Origin of the sequence: Bowmanella denitrificans (assembly GCF_002887595.1) — a bacterium.
GTDB lineage: Bacteria > Pseudomonadota > Gammaproteobacteria > Enterobacterales > Alteromonadaceae > Bowmanella > Bowmanella denitrificans.
On sequence record NZ_PEBU01000016.1, the window covers coordinates 15,636 to 33,778 of the forward strand.

Here is an 18,143-nt window from a genome sequence, read left to right on the forward strand (position 1 = left end):
TAAGTTGGTTTATCTGTCTTTAAATTTGATACGTAATGCTTCTTGTACCACTGGGTGACAAAAACCGCTGACATCACCACGATGCAGTGCCACTTCTTTAACCAGAGTGGAGGATATAAAGGAATTTTCTTCTGAAGGAGTAAGAAACACACTTTCCAGATTAGGGTTCAGGCGTCGGTTCATATTGGCCAGTTGGAATTCGTATTCGAAATCGGATACCGCACGAAGGCCCCGAATAAGAATAGTGGCGTTATGCTTTGAGGCGAAATCCACCAGTAAACCAGTGAAGCCCAGCACTTCCACATTGTTCAGATGAGAAGTCACCTTCTTGGCCAGTTCCACTCGCTCTTCCAGGCTGAATAATGGCTTTTTACTTGGATTGGAAGCAATGCCTACCGTCACATGCGCGAACATATTGGCTGCCCGCTCAATTAAATCGGCATGACCGTTGGTGATAGGATCAAAAGTGCCCGGATAAATGGCCTTGGTATGCATAAAGGTGCCGCTAGCTATAAACCAGCGCCAAGCTTAGCTTAGCTCTTTACAGAATTTAACCCTTTAGTTGGTATTTTTAATGCTAGAATGCGGCCTCTTCCGAGGATGTATAGGGTTAAGTTAATGTCTGAAAAAGGAATGATTTTGCATAAGACGCTGCTTTATTCATCTGTCCTGGCTGCTTTGGCTACCCCAGTGACCACATATTCCTCTCCTTGGATAGGAACTATAGAGCCAGCTTTACACTCCGATCTGACATTGCTGGCCGAAAAAGGCCATATCAGGGTGGCTGTGACCAGTTTTCCTGTGCCATGGAAGGGGGTTGACCGTGAACTTGAGCAACTGGACCCAACCAGTCTGGATGCGGAGGCCTGGATTGCCTATTCACGCTTACGTCATTACCTGCAGCAACAAAAAAACGCCAAAACCCTGAAGGTACTTACGCTGCAGGCCAGCACGGAAGAAAAGCGCTTTAAAAGTTTCGATGATACGTCTGCGGAAAAAGCCTTTGCCCGTATTTCGGCCAGCGGCGATTGGGGTCCAGTAGCCTATCAGATTTCAACCAATTTTGTGTCAGGTGGCGAGCGATATTGGGATCAAAGCTTCATCGCCTACCAATTTGGTAACTGGAATATTAGGGTCGGAGCCTTAGATCAATGGTGGGGCCCTGGCCAGGCCAGTAGTTTAATCTTGAGTAACAACGCAAGACCTGTCCCCGGAATCGCTTTTTCCCGTTCAATGGCAACAGCGTCTGATGGGGTCTTGAGTTTTCTTGGCCCTTGGTATTTCACTGCGCAGATGGGCAAGTTAGAAAGCGACCGAACAGTACCCGATACCCGCTTATGGAAAAGTCGTTTTAACTTCCAGCCGTTAGATGGCTTGGAAGTTGGTCTGTCGTGGGCGGCCATGTGGGGAGGGCAAGGGCGGGGTAACGGCCTGTCAGATTTTTTTAAGATCCTAACTTTCAAAACTGAATGCGCAAATGGTGAGAACGAATGCGATGCCGCTCTTAATACTCAGGCGGGGAATCAGATTGCCGGTTACGACATTCGATACAGCTTCAGGGTTTTTGATCTGGACGTCAGTGTCTATGGGCAACAAGTTGGTGAGGATGCGGTTGACTATTATAAAGTCACAGATAAAGGACACCTTTACGGTGCATCCGCCTACTTGCTTGGTGCTAAATGGTATTTTGAATCAAGCAATACCGAGGTCGCCTGTGGCGGCAAAGGCTCTACCACTTACAATTGCTATTACGAGCATAGTGTCTATAAGAGTGGGTATCGCCATTTTGGGCGAGCAATTGGCAGCACCTTTGATTCAGACGCCAAGTCATTGGTGTTTGGCATGCGTAAGCATTTCGAGGACGGTGAAGCTGTGTCTATCGAGCTTGGACATCTTCGCCTGAATGAGGATAAGTCAAAGCCATCTCCTGTCTTAAAAGGACAGAGCGAGGAGGTATATCATATTAAAGGACAATACCAACACCCTGTTTATAACTGGTTGTTAAAACTCGGATTTAATCTGGAGAAAAGTTATGTTGATGAAGAAAGAAAAAACTGGAATGCATACATCAGTTTTTCTGCTAGTTATAAATTTTGATTTTTGATGAGTCTGACATCATATTCGCTTCTTCATCAAAATAATTTTCATGTATTGAGTAGTTGAAATAAATCCTGACATTTGAAAGATAAACGCTGACAAATAAGAACTCTTCCTTACAGTTTCTTTCTTAAAAGTACAAAAAAATCTCTGTAAGTTATTTTTAATAAGAGGTTGAGTTTTTTTAATATCACTCTATAGTAAAGCGGGAGTTAGCCTCCCTTTATTTTTTAGGCTGTTATAAACAAGTTTTTAAGGGATTAACTCTTTTCTGCTATATCAAATTTTTAAGGAATGAAAATGAAACTTCTAAAAACTTCTCTAGTATCTATTGCTCTCTTAACTTCCTCATACGCTTCCGCCGAATATGCAACCCTATATGTGGACTCTCACTACAAGGGAGGTCTTGTAGCGACTCCACTTGTTGCCGGCTATGGTAGGACTGTTGATCAAAATGATTCAGCGAGCTCTGTTGAAATAGTTGGGAATTTGTGTGTCCTCCTCGCTAGAGACCATACTTACAAAGGCGCATGGACATTTCTATCGAATTCTGCACCGGATCTTCGCCCATTGGGATGGAATGATGTTGTTAGCTCATGGGCGGTATTTGATGATACATGGGGGTGTAATGATGCATCCATTGCGAAGTTGTATTATGACGCAAATGGGGGAGGCGGAAAAGTTCCTGTAATTCCCAACGTGCCTAATAATGATTTAAACTATTTTAATGATAAAGCTTCAAGTGTTTATATCCCTGTTGGCATGTCTGTGACCCTATTCGAACATGGTGGGTTTAGTGGCTCAAGTATAACCTTGCAAGGTACTGGAAGTATAATAAACTTAGGTCCATTGGGATGGAACGACAAAGTGACTTCATTTACTTCTAATAGATAGATTGTGTATGAGCCCATCTTAGTGCTTTTTATATAAGATGGGCTCATGTAATATTGAATTATAGTAGATGTAAAAATGTAGCTTCATAAAAACTCATTAATTATAGTTCTATTAGTTTCAAATAAGATTTTGCTACAGTTGAAGCGTCAACTTGTTTTAATATTTCAACTGATTGTAAGTCTGGATAGGAACAAAGAGCTTTGTCTATCGCTTTTGCTAAACTTTTATGATCTCTGCAAGGCACCAAAAATTCAGAAAGAAAACCTGTCATAATTTCCCTAGGTCCATGTGGACAATCGGTGCTGACAACAGGGGTACCGCATATCAGTGACTCGATCAACACATTCCCCAGACCTTCATGATCTGAGCTAAGTACCATCAGTTTGGCTTGCTTAATCCAAGGATAAGGGTTGCTTTGAAATCCCGGTAATATAACTTTGTCTTCAACACCATATACCTTAGCCATTTTACGGGCCTTTTTAATATTGTTGCAAAGCAGCACAACGGGAAGCGAGGTTTGGCAGTGGCGTAATGCCCGAAACAGAACATCATGGCGTTTTTGCTTGGCAAAACGTCCAACATGAATGATGTAATCCGTTTGCGGTAACCCCGCAACCTGCTGTTCAGATTGTAACTTGATATCGGCGATATCGAAGGGGTTATAAATGGTCTTGACTGAGTTTGGTGAGGCTAGTTTGCAAGATTCCAGTTCCTTGGCGATACCTGCCGACACCGTAATCAGATCTTTTTTATCCAACGCACGTTTGGCCCGATACATCTTGTAATATTTTATCGGCCCCATGCGTTTTTGCTTATTCAATTCTTCCTGAATGGCATTATGCACCACATAAAAACTTGGCGTGACTTGCGCGCGACTCATGAGCAGATTGCTTTTATCGAGATTGGAATAATAAGCATCAAACTGTCCCACCTCTGTCTGAATCCGCTCAATCCAATTGCGGAAGTCCTGGGCCAGTTTTTCCATGCCCAAGATTGGGTCGCAGCTACGGTGCTTGCCTTTTTGCCAATAGTACACGGGCAAAGACGCCGGAACGTGATACAAGCCAAACTCCTGCAAAACCAACAGGTAGGGCTGATGTCCCAGGTTTTGCATAGCCACCGCCAAAGTCAGCATACTACGTTCTGCCCCCCCACCCGCTAGACTATCAATGACTATGGCTATGCGTTTACTCATTTTGTAAATCCTTCAGTAATTGGCGAATATCCTGCATGGCTGTGTCCACGCCATTAAGTCCTTGAAATTTTGATAGATTTCTCTTGATTTTTTCCATACTGCGTGGCTGTTCCATTTGCAGGGCAACCTGAGTAATGCTATCAGTCTGGCATGGACTAATCATAATCAGTCCCTGCTTCAGGCACGCTGAAATTCGTTTGGGTTGATCTTTTGAAACGGCTACGGCTACGGTCGGCACTCCCAGCGCTATCGCCTGCAATAATGTGTCTCCGCCACTTAGCACTGCATAGCGACTTGCTGCCAGTAAGTTAATAAAATCATCATTATCAACAGCATTCAGACATATGATGTTAGCAATATCTGGTATCGGCTTGGGGTAATTGGGACCAAATACCATCACGACTTGGTTTCCGTGGTCTGCGAGGGCTTTAGCGCTCTGGGCAAAGCTGTCTGCAGCCAAGCCATCCGGGCCCTTATGCCCGCCAGAACCAGCGTTTAACAGCAGGAATTGTCTTTTTTGCAGGCCATATTCTGCCAGTAATCTTTGTTGGCGTTCTTCCGCTGGTGGTGTGAAGACCGGGCCGATACAGTATGGTTGCGTAAAACCCAAAAGCCTGAGCTTCTGCCGGTCAAACCAATTGGGGGCGCCAATTACAAATTCCGGTTGTACCACCCAATGACGATCTGTGTATTTGGCCCGACTGATACGCATCCCTCGCCGACGCTTGCTGCGATGCTGGCTGATAAACACCACCTTTGCACCCATATTCTTCGCCTGCGCCAGCTGGGACTGTCGCCCTGAGGCGTCAAATATCACCAGATCCGGCTTAAAGGTGGCAATTTCCTGGCAGACTTCTGCTTCGCATTTGGTCGGGGAAGCGTCCAATAGCAGTGCAGGATAAGGGCAGGACGCAGCGTAAGGAGCATGTTTACTCAGGATAAATCGAATTGTGGCATTGGGCATTTCTGCCATTATCGCCTTGGCCAGGATCAGGCAACGCATATATTCACCGATGCCTTCTGGTGACGATACCGGAACAAGCAAGACTTTAGGGGAGGGAATAGTCATTATATTTCTCAGCCCAATTTGAGAGGGTGTAGATAAAGGTTACAGATAATGCCTCTTGGACATAAACATCTAACAGAAGCAATAACGCTATTTCTGAGACTAGCTTCAATGTGATCTCTCATCGTTGGCGCGCGAGTCCGAACTTGATGCTGCGACGCAATTCGATACGATTTTTAACTGCGAAGCTTAATAAGTTTTTAAATTTAATTAATGACTTGCTTTTGCTTTTTTTTCTTTTATTAAAAATATCAATCTCACTTTCAGCATCATGCGGCTTGATAATATAAGGTGTTAAACCATATATATTAAGCTTATGCTCCCACCAATATTGCAATTCCACATCAACTGGACGGCCAAATTTTTCTGTGCCGACTAAAAGCTTTTTGGCCCCGGATAAACTGACGAGCTGGGCGCATGTCCGGGAAGGGACTTTATCATAACTAGATAACGTGAACTGCTCCACTTTTGTACTGAAGCGTGCTCGTCGTTTAATCGGATACTCGGCTAACTTAATATAATCCCACTCCATATCCATGGCAGAAATGGCTTGGGTTATCTTGTGAAGATCATCTTCAAGGATAAAATCATCTTCGAGTATTAAAGCAAAATCCAAACCTTCAGAAATAACGCGTTGCCAGGCTTGCCGGTGACTAAGAAAACAAGCAATTTCACCCCGGTTCATCCGCTTATGGTATTTTTTGCTGTTCAGTGACACATCATAATGTTGCTGCAACTCCTGTTCAGACAAGTACTGTCCGTCAATGGCCGGAATTCGGTCAAACTGAATGTTGAATTTGGCGAACTGCTGCAGGCAGTGCTGCAATCTGATTGTCGACCTATCCAAATTAATTAGGAAAATCTGATATCGCTTCATAACATTTTGCACCAAGCAGAAATGCCTATCACGCAAGACTGATTAAATTGAGTAAGTTTGGCAATCTGGCATCACTTGATGTGCTCACTATGTTGGTAACCTCGTTGCAATGCATGCCACTCCTGCTCCTGCCAAAAATACCCAGGGCTAGTTTGCCGCTCCTTGCTTAACGAGCGTTTTAGTCTGGCTAAGTTTTGAGCTTTCCAGGCACTTCCTGAGCGACGTTGACAGCGATCAAAGTCGATTAGCCAAATCCTATTTTGGCTATCCATCATTAAATTATGAATATTTAGATCATGGTGATATATCTGCAGATTATGCAGGCTGGCAATGGCACAGCCTACATCAAACCATTGCTGTTCAGACAGACTTTGCTGGCATAACAACTGGTGCAGATCTTGTGCATTCTCAATTTGCTGCTGTATCAAGTCCGCGCGATAGATTAAACCGCAGCGTTGCACGTGAGCGGCTACCGGCCTCGGCACTGGCAAGCCTTGGTTGTGCATCCAGTTCAGCAAGCGAAATTCTTGAAATGGCCGACTATTTTTGAGACCGGTAAAAAAATACTGATCATCCAGCAATTTACCCACCAAGCCGCCGCGGCGGTAATGACGCAGTACCAAGCGATGTTCTTGGTGAGAGACAAAGTAAGTGGTGCCGCGTCCATGCGACTGGCCGGTTATGTTGCCGTGCCAGAAGCCAATGTCAAAATGTGCCGGACCACAATCTGGCAGTATCTCTGTATCCATCAGCCAGTGGTGAGAACCAGCCCGACATTGCTTAACAGACGACATCTTGTTCCTGCTTTGTGGTAAATTCGCCATTTTACACTATCCACCCTGGAAGATTGAGTGAAAAACCTCTGTATTCTGCGCCTGTCCGCCATTGGGGATGTTTGTCATGCCGTTGCTATGGTGCAGCGTATTCGCCGCCAATGGCCAGAAACTGGTATTACCTGGGTCATTGGTAAGGTTGAACATCAGTTGGTCGGCGACCTGCCTGGGGTCACTTTTGTTGTCTTCGATAAAAAGCAGGGCCGTCAAGCCTATACACAGCTAAATCGTCAACTGGCTAATCAGACGTTCGATGCCTTGTTAGTTATGCAAGTGGCTCTGCGCGCTAATCTGGCGGCCCGGCAAATTCGGGCCAGACGTAAAATAGGCTTTGACTGGCAGCGCAGTAAAGAGTTGCACTGGTTGTTTACCAATCAGCGTATTCAACCACAGCAGCATGCACATGTGCTGGATGGCTTTATGGCCTTTGCTGATGCCATTGGTGTACCTGCCGAAACACAAGTGCAATGGGATATTCCCATTGAATTGGCAGACAGGCAATGGGCAGATGAACGGGCTGCATCTCTTGGGAACTTTGTAATTATCAGCCCAACTGCCAGTAAAGCGGAGCGAAACTGGTTACCAGAGCGCTATGCCCAGGTTGCAGAATACTTACATAATCAGGGCAAGAAAGTGGTGCTTTGCGGAGGACCGGCCAAGCTGGACCGACAGGTAGCCGATGCAATTCAGGCCCATACCTCTGTAATTCATACCGATTATGTCGGCAAGACCAGTCTCAAACAAATGTTGGCTCTGATTGCCCAGGCTGAGCTGGTAATTGCACCAGACACCGGCCCTGCGCATATGGCCACCGCTGTGGGTACCACTGTTATCGGCTTATACGCCCATAGTAATCCAAGACGCACAGGCCCCTATTTGGACCAGCACCGGGTGGTATCGGTTTATGATCAACAGGTGGTAAGCCAAAAGGGCAAAAGCTGGCAGCAATTGCCCTGGGGTACCAGAGTAAAAGGTCAGGACTTAATGGCGGCTATCAGTGTTGAAATGGTGCTGGATAAAGTGAATGAGTGGTTATCCGGGGGCTAGAAGTGCTCCAGTACAGTCTTTAAGTCAGCTTAAATAAGCAGGCAAGCGTAGCATCAATCGCCCCTCTATTGGCTTTGAGTACCGCCAGGCCTGCTTCCCCAGCCTGCTGCATGCCAGATGGATTAGTTAGCCAGTTTCTGGCCTGCATAATGATGTGCTGACTATCGGTTACGTTCTTTAATGCCCCGGCTTGCTTAAGTATCTGGCATATCTGAGGATTGTTGTGTTGGGAAGGGCCCATCAATATAGGTACAGCCAGTGCCGCAGGCTCCAGCGCGTTGTGTCCTCCTCTTAAAGCCAGACTGCCACCAACAAAGGCTATGTCTGCAACGGCGTAAAGACGGGCTAGTAAACCCATTTCATCGGCCAGTAAAATGTCGCTGCCAGCATTGCAAGGCTGTTGGGCACTAGTGCGGCAAAGGGTCAGGCGTTGCTTCTGACATAGCTGAGCGACCAGATCAAAGCGATGTGGGTGTCTGGGCACCAGTACAAGCAGCAGATCGGCAAACTCAGTTTTAAGCTTTTTATAAGCGTCCAGCAAAATGGCTTCTTCCGGCTCATGGGTGCTACCAGCAATCAGAATCCTGCGGTTTGCCAGCCCATATTGAGCCAGGGTGTCGGCTCTTAGTAACGTTTTCTCCGGAATCTCCAGGTCAAACTTGATGTTATTTGTAAGGTGCAACTTTTCTGGGTTGATACCCAATTGCAGATAGTTGTCATAATCGCGTTGCCCTTGGGTACATACCTGATGCAGCTTATGCAGCATAGGGGCTGCTAGCATATTCAGACGTTGATAACCTTTTACCGACCTGTCTGTCATGCGGGCGTTAATGACAGATACCGGGATACCCTTCTTCCAGCAGGCATGGATTAGATTCGGCCAAAGCTCGACCTCCATTATTAACACCTGGCTGGGTTTGACCCGGCTTAACATCCCTGCCATGGCCATGTGCAAGTCAAAAGGCAGGTAGAAGTGATGTACGGAATCGCCAAAGGTCTGTTTTACCCTGTCCGAGCCGGTTGGTGTGGTGGTGGTAATCGTAATCTGCAAATCTGGCTGTAAAGTCTGAATTTTTTTTATTAAACCTGTGGCGGCAACCACTTCTCCCACTGACACACAATGCAGCAATATCCCACCTGCTTTCGGCGCGCGGGGAATAAAACCAAAACGTTCAAAACGACGGCGGTTATATGACTTGCTGCGAATGGCTGCTTTGACCAGCAAGCTGGCAAAGGCAAAGGGAATGAGTAACGTCAGTAACAGTGAATAGCTCCAGCGCAACATATCCTGGACCAGGGTTGGGCGATAAGCTGAGGTAAGCAAGGGCATTACATTTCTTGACCGGCTGAAAGGTGGCCACTTTAGCAGAAAATTCATCATTCTGTATTAATGCTCTGTTACCTAATACTGCTTATGGCGGCTGAAATTTCGAAATCTATGCAGAGCCCTCCCTCCAAACTATTGATTGTCAGGCTAAGTGCTATTGGTGATGTGGTGATGACCACAGGGCTGTTGAATCCACTCAGGGCAGCCTACCCGAATTGTCAGATAAGTTGGTTGATTGATGAGTCTATCGCCGATCTATTGTCCGAAAACCCGTCGGTACATTTAATTAAATGGCCAAAGCGTCATTGGCAGCAGTTGTGGCGGGATCGTCATTGGTCACGTCTTTTTAAAGAGGTGAGGGCTTTTCGACGCAGTTTGAAAGATGCAAAGTTTGATTGGGTTATTGATGCGCAGGGATTATTAAAAAGTGCCTTGCTGGCCAGATTTACCTGTGCTAACCGGCGCATTGGTTTTGCTGGCAAGGAAGGCAACGATTATCTGATGACCGAAGTGCTAGAGCGTCAGCAGGGCAAGCAGATTGGTAGTGAATATCGTGGGCTACTAAGCCACCTGGGGTTGAATCCACAGCATTATCGAATGGCGCTGCCATCCGCTGTTGAGACCCAGAGTCATACGGAGGCCTTGCGGGCCAGCTTGTTCGCTGCGTCGAACTATATTTGTCTTGCTCCTTTCACCACTCGAGCGCAAAAGCATTGGCCTCACTCATATTGGCTGCAATTGTTGGCGTGGCTTAGCCAACATAATGGCTGGCCTTGTCTGATTCTGGGCGGACCCGGAGATCGTGACTTGGCTGAGCAGTTAACCCGTCAGCAAGCAAATACTTACCATTTATGTGGCCATACCAATCTATTGCAAAGCAGTGAACTGATCCGTACCTGCCGTTTGTTGGTTGGCGTCGATACCGGCCTGACGCATATGGCGGTTGCTCATGGGGTTCCGCTGGTGGCGCTGTTTGGTTCGACCCGTCCTTATCTTCAAACCTACCAGGACAATGCCAGGATATTGTATGACAACAGGTCTTGTTCTCCTTGCCGGCGACATCCGGTTTGTGATGGAAGATTTGATTGTATGCATGAGCTGACACCTCATAGAGTTTCTGTGGCCATCGAGGAATTGCTAAATGAAAGTTCTGCATCTTGAACTGGGGCGACATCTCTATGGTGGCGCCAAACAGGTCGTGTATTTAATGCGGGGCTTGCTCGAGTTCCAGGTAGAGAATGTCTTGGTTTGTGCCGCGCAGAGTGCAATTGCTGATACCGCCCAGCCCTATGCTCGAGTCGTCCCCATCCAGTATGGCGGAGAATGGGATCTGCGCATTCTGTACCAGCTGTTTAGCATTATTGGTCGGGAAAAGCCTGATCTGGTGCACCTGCATAGTCGTCGCGGTGCAGATACCTGGGGATTACTGACTACCAGACTGGCGGGGGTACCTGTCGTCTGTTCCCGAAGGGTAGATAACAAAGAGCCTGCGTGGTTGGCCAGATTGAAGTACCGCAGTTGCAATAAGGTTATTTGTATCTCTGACGGAATTCGTCGGGTACTGATTGACGAGGGTGTACCGGCCTGTCATCTGCACCGTATTCACAGTGCGGTTGACTTAGCTGAATATCAGCCAGTGCAGGACAAAGCCTGGTTTCTGGACACGTTCAAATTGAGCGGCAAAGAATTGGTTATCGGCTGTTTTGCCCAACTAATTGACAGGAAAGGGCAATCACTGCTGATTCAAGCGATTGCCAACCTTTGGCAGCGACACCCTAACATCCGCCTGTTGCTCTTCGGTCAGGGGCCCAATGAACAGAAACTCCGGGTGTTAATCCAAGATTTAGGTATGCAGGATGTAGTGCATTTAATGGGGTTCAGAAAGGATGTTGCGCGGATTATGCCGAATATTGATTTGGTTGTTCATCCCGCCTTTGCTGAGGGGTTGGGCGTAGCTTTACTGCAAGCAGCTGCTTGTGGCATTGCGGTTATTGCTTCCCGGGTTGGAGGCATTTCAGAAGTTATTGAGGATCAGAAAACCGGACTGTTGGTTGAACCCGGCCAACTTGGACAACTTCAAAGTGCCATAGAACAGCTGCTGGAAACAACGCACTTGAGAAGACAAATGGGCGCCAAAGCGAGAGAAAAAATGCAACATCAGTTCTCACCGCAGATTATGAGCGCGCAAAACTACCACCTTTACCTTGAAGTGCTCGCCAACATTTAACTACATGCCATTTAAGTCCGAGTTAAAAAAACAAAGTAACAGTTTGATTTCAGGTGATAAATACTTTTGAATTGGGAGAGTTGCGCTATGCTTGAAATGTAAACAGCGTGGCAAAGGCACATAAGGCAGGGAAGTGAAAACCAGCAAATACTTGAAACTGATGATTGGCCTGTTGTTGCTCAGCTTGTCTGCCGCTGTATCCGCCAGTGATGCCGAGGTTATTGTCAACGCGGACAGCCAGGTTTTACATCTGTCACCGGCGCAACTTCGGCGCATTTTTACCATGCGTCAACGTCAGTGGCCAAACGGCACGCTGATCAAAGTTTTCGTATTACCCAATCAAAACCCGCTTCACCAGCACTTCTGTAAATCTCAATTGAATATGTTTCCTTATCAGTTGGAACGGCTGTGGAATAAATTAGTGTATTCGGGTTTGAGTGAACGTCCTGTTGAGGTTTATGACCAGCAGCAAATGCTTCAGGTCATTGCACAAACCCCAGGTGCCATAGGCTACATTGGCAAAGGTATGGATATTCAAGACTTCGGGGTGTTACTTATCACTATCAGTGAGGACGACAGTAATGAATAAACATAACAATATTGGGTTACTGTTGAGCTGTTGGTTGGGCTTGAGCGCTGTTGCATCTGATTGTTGGGCAGAAGAGGACATAGTCTGGCATGGCTTTTTATCGCAGGGCTTAATGCAGGCAAGTAAGAGTAACTTTGTTAATGATGATGGGGATATTTCCTACCGACTTACCGAAGCAGGGATAAATCTCTCCTATCAGATTAATCCCAGCCTGCGACTAGCTTCTCAGGTTGTCTATCTGAATGGCGGCAATCGTTATCCTGAGGGTTTACGCCTTGATTACCTGTTTCTGGACTGGAGTGTATACACCAGTGATAACTGGGAGCTCAGGCTCAATTTAGGCAGATTTAAAAATTATCACTGGCTGTATTCATCAACCCGGGATATTCCTCACACGCGTCCTTCAATAGTTTTGCCCCAGTCACTCTACTATGATGCTTTCAGAGACTTTGCTAAAGGCAATGATGGTCTTGCCGCCCTGGCACAGGGCGATAGTCGTTGGGGAAATTGGGAGCTGAATTGGAGTTATGGAACTACCCCCATTGAAAAGGCATTGACCAGAACCTTGCTGGGCGAATTTGCCACCGGAGAGCTTGAGCAAGTGTTCGACCATCAGGCGAGCTTTTATTTTCAGCCCAAAGACAGCTATAGCCAGTTTGGTATTGCCATGGTCAGTTCCGACTTCAGGTATAAAAGTGGCAATGCGGACTTTTTTGTCGATGGCGATGCCGGTACCAGACGCTGGATTGCCAGTTATAAATACAGTGCGGAGCATTGGGATCTGTCAATGGAAGCCGTTCAGGAACAACTTACCTACGACAATATCCTGTTTCCTGGCTATTACTTAAACACTTACTCTCAAGGCATTTATTTGCAAGGTCGGTGGTTCGCCAGTGACGCACTTACATTGCTGGGCCGCATAGACATGGCTGACATGAATAAGGATGATAGAAGTGGCGCCTGGCTGGAGCAATACAGTGAAGGACGAATCCCGAGGTATTTCGGCTACTCCGATAGTTTGACCCTCGGAATGACGTATTTACTATCTGAAAATTTTGCCCTTCAGGCTGAAGTGCATCGGGTCAAAGGAACAGGGCGGCTGTCTCCTGCTGTTGTGCCCAACACCGCTATTAACCGCAGTGAATATTGGAATTTGTGGGCGGTGCAACTGATGTATTGGTTCTGATATGCAGGTATTTATCAGCCTGCCGTGGAAAATCCTTGGCCTGCTCATTGCCGGTTTGCTGCTGGGCAGCGTGCTTCTCACTTACACCTGGCTGGATAAACTGGATGAAGATTTTGCCAAACAACAGGAGTTTCTGCTCAACAAGGACGCCCAGCAGTATAAGCTGTTGACAGATATGCTGTTAAATCGCATGGAGACCAGGCTTGAGTCTTTAGTCCGGTTTCGCAGTCTGGATGGGCAAAGCAAAGAGCAGGTCGCCCAACTGGTGGAAGAGGAAATTGAGCATCTGCAAATGAATTGGCAGGTTGGCGATTTGTGGTTGTTCAAACAAGATGGTGAGTTACTTTACGGCACCACCTCAAAAGCGCCGGCACATATTCTCAGAGATAAGCAAAAGGTGGCTGATCAACAAATGTCGGTGGCCAATATCCGCTGTGATCGCATTTGTGAACTGTATGTCAGTGTGCCTATTCTACTTGGCCAGCAGTCCTGGGCCATTCTGTCTTCAAGCAGCTCTTTATTGGAAACCCTGGCCTACCTGAACCAGGCAACTGGCGCCGATCTGGCACTTTTTAAAGACACCGCAAATCACCAGCGTGGAAGTTTGTTCAGTGACCTCAGGCTGCAAGAACCCCTGGCTATTAGTAAGAAGCATAAATTGCAGTATGTTCTCAGTCAGATGCCGGAAAATTTGTACCTAAAAGATATGCTCGAGAATGGCGCCCGACTGGAACTGGAGGACAGTATGTTGCTGCTCAACCTGTTACCTTTGCAACAGGAGCAGCAGAGCGCTTATTTGCTGTTGATGCACGATATCACTGAGTTTAGTCGTGCACATAAAGCCTATCAACAGCGGGTACTTTGGATCGCAGTCAGCGTATTTTTGTTACTGCTGGGCTTGTTTTTCTGGTTGACGCGGCGTTTTCGCCGACGTTTGGTATCGTTAGCCGGAAGCTTGCCGTTATTAGCACAAAAACGTTATCAGGACTTTCACGAGCGGCAAAGTCAGGCCACAACGTTGTTCCGTGATGAACTGGAAATACTGCAGGATTCAGCCACGTCTCTTGGCGAAGAATTGGAACGATTGGATGGTCAGGTAGAAGCCTATACCCGGGAGCTGGAGAACATCGCCATGTTCGACAAACTGACCGGTCTGCCCAATCGCAATAAACTCAGTTTTTATCTGGGTGACATCTTACCAACGCTAGTTGATAAGCACGGCATCCTGTCGGTGTTGTTCCTTGATTTCGATAATTTCCGCAAAATCAATGATAGTCATGGTCATTCTTTGGGTGATGATTTTCTCGTGACCGTTACCAAGGAACTCTACTTATGTATCGAGAAAGAGGATTTTATTTGCCGTTTTGGCGGAGATGAGTTTGTACTGGTTTTAGCTCCGCGCAAGGATGAGCGGCAAATATTAAAAGTGGCAGAGGCTATTCAGCGTCGTTTCTGCCAGCCTGTGCAGGTGCAAAATCTGAGCTTTCATGTCTCGGTGAGCATTGGCATTTCGGTCACCATGGAACCCACAGCAGAGCCTGAAGAGTTAATTCGCCAGGCAGACATGGCCATGTATCACGCAAAAGATCAGGGTGGCAATCGTCCCTGCCTTTATAATGAGCAAATGTACCGGGCTTTGACGCGTCGAACACAACTGGAAGAAGAGGTTCGGGAAGCCCTGAATTACGACGAACTCAGCTTTGCGTTGCAGCCACAGATAGAGATTCTCACTGGCCGACTGGTTGGCTTTGAAGCTTTGTTGCGCTGGATCCATCCACAGAAAGGTTTTGTGCCACCCGACGAGTTTATCCCCTTACTGGAAAATACCGAAAGCATGTTAAGAATTGGCTATTGGGGGTTAAGAAAAGCCTTTGAAATTCTGCAGCGCTTAAGAGCAATGGGTTTAATGGGATGCAAAATAGCAGTGAACCTGTCTGCTGAACAAATGTTAGACAGTCGGTTAGGTCCTTATTTACAAGAACTTCTGGCAGAGTTTGGTCCTTACGCACAGTGGGTTGAGTTGGAACTGACCGAGCGCACACTGGTGATGGATATCGACCATTGCCTTGGCATTATGCACCAGTTGCGGGAGATGGGATTTAGTTTCTCCATTGATGATTTCGGAACAGGTTACTCCTCATTGAGTTATCTGAAAAAGATGCCGGTTGAGGTGATAAAGATCGATCGTAGTTTTGTTGCGGGTATGTTGGAAAATCATGCTGATTATCAAATCGTATCGTCCACCATTGCCATGGTGCATAACCTGGGCATGCGTGTTGTGGCAGAAGGGGTGGAAAATAAAGATCAGCTTCGCTGCCTGAATGAGCTGGACTGCGAAATCGGCCAGGGATATTACATCTCCCGGCCTATTATGGAGTCTGACTTATTCAGTATTCTTTCGAGCAAAGTCAAGGACGGTATCTGGCAAGGCCTGGGGCATGCTGCCCAGATTCCGAACCTATAAAGTATCACCAGCGCTCGTTTGACCTCTGCAATGGTCTGACCGGGCAATTCCATCGCATCTATATACCTGCACCTGACTAGTCTTTTACAATAAGCCTTTGGCACAGTCCTAATGGAGCAAAACAATGAATAGTGGTTTTACTGCGCACCTGCAACAACAACTGGCAGACGTGCGGGAGCAGGGCCTGTATAAGGCAGAAAGAGTCATCACCTCTCAGCAGCAGGCAGACATCCGGGTTAGCAGCGGCGAGCAAGTACTGAACTTTTGTGCCAACAACTATTTAGGCCTGGCCAACCACCCTGAATTAATTGAAGCTGCCAAGCAAGGACTGGACAGCCATGGATTTGGTATGGCGTCAGTAAGGTTTATTTGTGGCACTCAGGACATCCACAAACAGCTGGAAAACAAACTCAGCGAGTTCCTGCAAATGGAAGATACCATTCTGTATTCTTCCTGTTTTGACGCCAATGCCGGTTTATTCGAAACCTTGCTGGGGCCGGAAGACGCCATTATCTCAGATGCTTTAAACCATGCCAGCATCATTGACGGTGTCCGCCTTTGTAAAGCTAAACGTTACCGCTATGCCAATAACGATATGCAGGAGCTGGAGACGCAACTGCAACAGGCACAGGCAGATGGGGTCAGGTTCAAACTGATCGCCACTGATGGCGTGTTTTCCATGGATGGGGTGATTGCCAACCTGAAAGCGGTCTGTGATTTGGCTGATAAATACGATGCCCTGGTGATGGTGGATGACTCTCACGCGGTGGGATTTGTCGGTGAGCAGGGGCGTGGTAGCCATGAACATTGTGATGTAATGGGGCGGGTAGATATTATTACCGGTACCTTGGGTAAGGCCCTTGGTGGTGCTTCAGGTGGTTTCACTTCTGGCAAGAAGGAAGTGATTGACTGGTTGCGGCAGCGTTCACGTCCATATCTTTTTTCAAATTCTCTTGCGCCAGCTATTGTATCGGCGTCTATCCGGGTGTTGGATATGTTGGCCGAGGGCGGCGAGTTACGCCATCGTCTGCGCGAAAACAGTCAGTATTTCCGTCAGCGCATGACAGAGGCCGGTTTCACATTAGCAGGCGCAGACCATGCCATTATTCCGGTGATGTTGGGCGATGCCAAGCTGGCCGCACAAATGGCGGAAAAAATGCTTGAACGTGGTATTTATGTGGTGGGCTTCTCATTCCCCGTGGTACCTCAGGGGCAAGCCAGAATCCGTACCCAAATGTCCGCCGCGCATACTCGCGAACAGTTGGATTGTGCCATAGACGCCTTTATTGCTGTGGGTAAAGAATTGGGAGTGATAGCATGAAATCCCTGTCAAAACTGCATGCCAAACCAGGCATTTGGCTGACCGAGACAGATAAGCCGGAAGTGGGTCATAACGACCTGCTGATTAAGATTCGCAAGACCGCCATTTGTGGCACTGATATGCATATTTATCATTGGGACGAATGGTCACAAAAAACCATTCCTGTGCCCATGGTGGTAGGGCATGAATATGTCGGTGAAGTCGTCGACATGGGGCAGGAAGTGGCTGGTTTTAAAGTTGGTGACAGGGTATCTGGTGAAGGCCATATTACCTGCGGATATTGCCGTAATTGTCGGGCCGGACGCCGTCATCTGTGCCGCAACACCACGGGTGTTGGGGTTAATCGAGCCGGGGCGTTTGCCGAGTATCTGGTCATTCCTGCCTTTAATGCCTTCAAAATTCCAGACAATATTTCCGATGAACTGGCTTCCATTTTCGACCCATTCGGTAATGCCGTGCATACCGCGTTATCTTTTGATTTGGTGGGTGAAGATGTATTGATTACTGGTGCCGGCCCTATTGGCATTATGGCTGCCGCTGTCGCCCGTCATGTTGGGGCCCGCCATGTAGTGATCACCGATTTAAATGACTATCGTCTGGAACTGGCCAGAAAAATGGGGGCTACCCGGGCAGTGAATGTGGGTAAGGAGAACCTTGCCGATGTTATGAAAGAACTGGGCATGACTGAGGGGTTCGATGTTGGTCTGGAAATGTCCGGCGTACCTGCAGCGTTTAGGGATATGCTGGCCAAGATGAATCACGGCGGTAAAATTGCCATGTTAGGTATTCCTTCCGGTGAGACCGCCATTGACTGGAATCAGGTGATTTTCAAAGGGCTGATTATTAAAGGTATCTACGGACGGGAAATGTTTGAAACCTGGTATAAGATGGCCAGCCTGATCCAAAGTGGTTTGGATCTCAGCCCCATTATTACCCATAGATTCGCCGTTGATGATTTCCAGCAGGGTTTTGATGCGATGGCGTCGGGGCAGTCTGGTAAAGTCGTGTTGAGTTGGTAAC

General features: G+C 47.2%; 16 protein-coding genes. 10 read left to right on the top strand and 6 right to left on the bottom strand.

From position 1 onward, the window contains the following. Positions 1 to 9 precede the first annotated feature (9 nt). A complete protein-coding gene (gene coaD / locus CSR04_RS22215) occupies positions 10 to 495 on the bottom strand; it encodes a pantetheine-phosphate adenylyltransferase (protein WP_102798543.1) in 486 nt (161 codons plus the stop codon). A 123-nt stretch (positions 496 to 618) separates the two neighbouring features. On the opposite strand from coaD, the gene CSR04_RS22220 reads away from it, so the two are divergent. Continuing rightward, positions 619 to 2,097: a capsule assembly Wzi family protein gene (locus tag CSR04_RS22220; protein WP_245921830.1), complete on the top strand. Its 1,479-nt coding sequence runs from the start codon at positions 619 to 621 to the stop codon at positions 2,095 to 2,097. 300 nt (positions 2,098 to 2,397) lie between these two features. After that, positions 2,398 to 2,991, top strand: a complete 594-nt coding sequence (locus CSR04_RS22225) for a hypothetical protein (protein ID WP_102798544.1) — start codon at positions 2,398 to 2,400, stop codon at positions 2,989 to 2,991. A gap of 100 nt (positions 2,992 to 3,091) precedes the next feature. On the opposite strand, the gene CSR04_RS22230 is transcribed toward CSR04_RS22225, so the two are convergent. From CSR04_RS22230 to CSR04_RS22245, 4 genes are all read right to left on the bottom strand, one after another. Then, positions 3,092 to 4,186, bottom strand: coding sequence for a glycosyltransferase (locus CSR04_RS22230; RefSeq protein WP_102798545.1), 1,095 nt, complete (start codon positions 4,184 to 4,186; stop codon positions 3,092 to 3,094). Then, a complete protein-coding gene (locus tag CSR04_RS22235) occupies positions 4,179 to 5,255 on the bottom strand; it encodes a glycosyltransferase family 9 protein (RefSeq protein WP_102798546.1) in 1,077 nt (358 codons plus the stop codon). The genes CSR04_RS22230 and CSR04_RS22235 overlap by 8 nt, the downstream gene beginning before the upstream one ends. A 118-nt stretch (positions 5,256 to 5,373) precedes the next feature. Continuing rightward, positions 5,374 to 6,129 (bottom strand): glycosyltransferase family 25 protein, encoded by a 756-nt coding sequence (locus tag CSR04_RS22240; protein ID WP_146027230.1) that lies wholly within the window; start codon positions 6,127 to 6,129, stop codon positions 5,374 to 5,376. A 71-nt stretch (positions 6,130 to 6,200) separates the two neighbouring features. Next, positions 6,201 to 6,923 carry a 3-deoxy-D-manno-octulosonic acid kinase gene (locus tag CSR04_RS22245; RefSeq protein WP_172449461.1) on the bottom strand — a complete coding sequence of 241 codons (723 nt, stop codon included), beginning with the start codon at positions 6,921 to 6,923 and terminating at the stop codon, positions 6,201 to 6,203. A gap of 57 nt (positions 6,924 to 6,980) precedes the next feature. Between CSR04_RS22245 and CSR04_RS22250 the strand changes: the two genes are divergently transcribed. Next, a complete protein-coding gene (locus CSR04_RS22250) occupies positions 6,981 to 8,009 on the top strand; it encodes a glycosyltransferase family 9 protein (protein ID WP_342751430.1) in 1,029 nt (342 codons plus the stop codon). Between the two features lie 19 nt (positions 8,010 to 8,028). Here CSR04_RS22250 and waaA read toward each other — a convergent pair whose 3' ends face one another. After that, positions 8,029 to 9,339: a lipid IV(A) 3-deoxy-D-manno-octulosonic acid transferase gene (waaA, locus tag CSR04_RS22255; RefSeq protein WP_102798549.1), complete on the bottom strand. Its 1,311-nt coding sequence runs from the start codon at positions 9,337 to 9,339 to the stop codon at positions 8,029 to 8,031. A 108-nt stretch (positions 9,340 to 9,447) separates the two neighbouring features. Between waaA and CSR04_RS22260 the strand changes: the two genes are divergently transcribed. From CSR04_RS22260 to tdh, 7 genes are all read left to right on the top strand, one after another. Beyond that, positions 9,448 to 10,497: a glycosyltransferase family 9 protein gene (locus tag CSR04_RS22260; protein WP_172449462.1), complete on the top strand. Its 1,050-nt coding sequence runs from the start codon at positions 9,448 to 9,450 to the stop codon at positions 10,495 to 10,497. After that, the gene (locus CSR04_RS22265; RefSeq protein WP_102798551.1) at positions 10,478 to 11,563 is read left to right on the top strand and encodes a glycosyltransferase; all 1,086 of its coding nucleotides are present in this window, start codon (positions 10,478 to 10,480) and stop codon (positions 11,561 to 11,563) included. Before CSR04_RS22260 ends, CSR04_RS22265 begins: the two co-directional genes overlap by 20 nt. A gap of 133 nt (positions 11,564 to 11,696) precedes the next feature. Further along, positions 11,697 to 12,152: a hypothetical protein gene (locus CSR04_RS22270; RefSeq protein ID WP_102798552.1), complete on the top strand. Its 456-nt coding sequence runs from the start codon at positions 11,697 to 11,699 to the stop codon at positions 12,150 to 12,152. Continuing rightward, positions 12,145 to 13,338 (top strand): hypothetical protein, encoded by a 1,194-nt coding sequence (locus tag CSR04_RS22275; RefSeq protein WP_102798553.1) that lies wholly within the window; start codon positions 12,145 to 12,147, stop codon positions 13,336 to 13,338. Before CSR04_RS22270 ends, CSR04_RS22275 begins: the two co-directional genes overlap by 8 nt. Before the next feature lies 1 nt (position 13,339). After that, complete coding sequence (locus tag CSR04_RS22280) at positions 13,340 to 15,802, top strand: putative bifunctional diguanylate cyclase/phosphodiesterase (protein WP_102798554.1); 2,463 nt, start codon at positions 13,340 to 13,342, stop codon at positions 15,800 to 15,802. A 124-nt stretch (positions 15,803 to 15,926) separates the two neighbouring features. Beyond that, complete coding sequence (locus CSR04_RS22285; protein WP_102798555.1) at positions 15,927 to 17,123, top strand: glycine C-acetyltransferase; 1,197 nt, start codon at positions 15,927 to 15,929, stop codon at positions 17,121 to 17,123. After that, positions 17,120 to 18,142 carry an L-threonine 3-dehydrogenase gene (tdh, locus tag CSR04_RS22290; RefSeq protein ID WP_102798556.1) on the top strand — a complete coding sequence of 341 codons (1,023 nt, stop codon included), beginning with the start codon at positions 17,120 to 17,122 and terminating at the stop codon, positions 18,140 to 18,142. The genes CSR04_RS22285 and tdh overlap by 4 nt, the downstream gene beginning before the upstream one ends. Position 18,143 lies beyond the last annotated feature (1 nt).